Below are 249 nucleotides of genomic sequence, written 5' to 3'. Positions count from 1 at the left end.
CAAAAGTTTCCTGCATAAAGGCTTTACAGCTACTACTGTCTGCGGTATTACCCGGTCTGAGCCACGCATTGGCTACCATCCGGGTTTGTCCCACAAAAGCTATCAATGGGTGATGTGAGTTCCTCCCTCGTTTATTGGGGTTGTATCCTTTCGCACTACCTTGTTGATCTCCATAACGAGTGATCACCGTACTATCAAAATCTATTGTGATGTTATCCACTCCAATCTGATCAAAAAACCAATTTTGTA

Annotated in this window: 1 protein-coding gene; it reads right to left on the bottom strand. The window is 43.4% G+C overall.

Annotated features, from left to right (window positions below; genetic code table 11):
* A partial coding sequence (locus FNH22_RS31870; protein WP_143402584.1) for a transposase occupies window positions 1–249 on the bottom strand: 249 nt, incomplete at both ends.

This window comes from Fulvivirga sp. M361, assembly GCF_007097395.1.
GTDB lineage: Bacteria > Bacteroidota > Bacteroidia > Cytophagales > Cyclobacteriaceae > Fulvivirga.
This window is presented reverse-complemented; position numbering and strand designations above follow the sequence as displayed.